This is a genomic window from Vibrio sp. 1401 (genome assembly GCF_033340295.1).
The window spans coordinates 1-758 of sequence record NZ_JAWOWF010000294.1; the positions used below are offsets into that span (position 1 = coordinate 1).

Sequence of the window (758 nt, forward strand, 5' to 3'; positions counted from 1 at the left end):
CTACCATCCACGTACCGCCACATGCTAAAACGCGTGGGATAGCTAAGTAATCTTTGATGTTCGCAGGGTTAATGCCACCAGTAGGCATCAGTTCGATGTCGGTGTATGGCGCAAGCAGTGATTTCACCATGTTGATACCGCCAGAAGCTGCGGCAGGGAAGAACTTCAAGGTAGTTAATCCCTTTTCCAACGCGGCTTCAACTGTGCTTGGGTTATTCACACCCGGTACGATATCAATGCCGATTTCTTGGCACGCTTTGACGGTATTGGGGTTGAAGCCAGGTGAGACGATAAAGGTTGCGCCTGCTTCTTTTGCTGCGATCGCTTGCTCACGATTCAGTACTGTTCCTGCGCCAATCAGCATGTCTGGCTGGGTTTCACGCAGTAGGCGAATCGCTTCTGCAGCCGCTGCTGAACGGAAGGTGATTTCAGCCGCTGGTAATCCGTTTTCTGCCAGTACTTTACCCAATGGGATAATGTCTTCTGCTTTATCGATAGCGATAACAGGAATAACTTTCAGAGTTTTTAATTGTTCTTTAATGCTAGACATGAGTGTTCCTTAAACGACGCCAAGCGCCGGTTGTGTGAATGCTTTGGGAATGATGGCACCGCGATGTTGAATCACAGCACCTGCCAGTGCGTTGCCTCTTTGACATGAGGCCGCGAGATCTGTGCCAGCAAGGTATGCCGATAAAAAGCCACCATTGAATGAGTCGCCCGCCGATGTGGTGTCCACCACTTGAGCGACAGGTTGGGTT

2 protein-coding genes are annotated in these 758 nt (G+C 50.1%); both read right to left on the reverse strand.

Annotated elements, in window-relative coordinates; genetic code table 11:
- A partial coding sequence (locus R7Z77_RS25200) for a bifunctional 4-hydroxy-2-oxoglutarate aldolase/2-dehydro-3-deoxy-phosphogluconate aldolase (protein ID WP_318137023.1) occupies window positions 1–550 on the reverse strand: 550 nt, incomplete at its 3' end.
- A gap of 9 nt (window positions 551–559) precedes the next feature.
- On the reverse strand, window positions 560–758 hold a 199-nt coding region (locus R7Z77_RS25205), incomplete at its 5' end, for a PfkB family carbohydrate kinase (protein WP_318137024.1).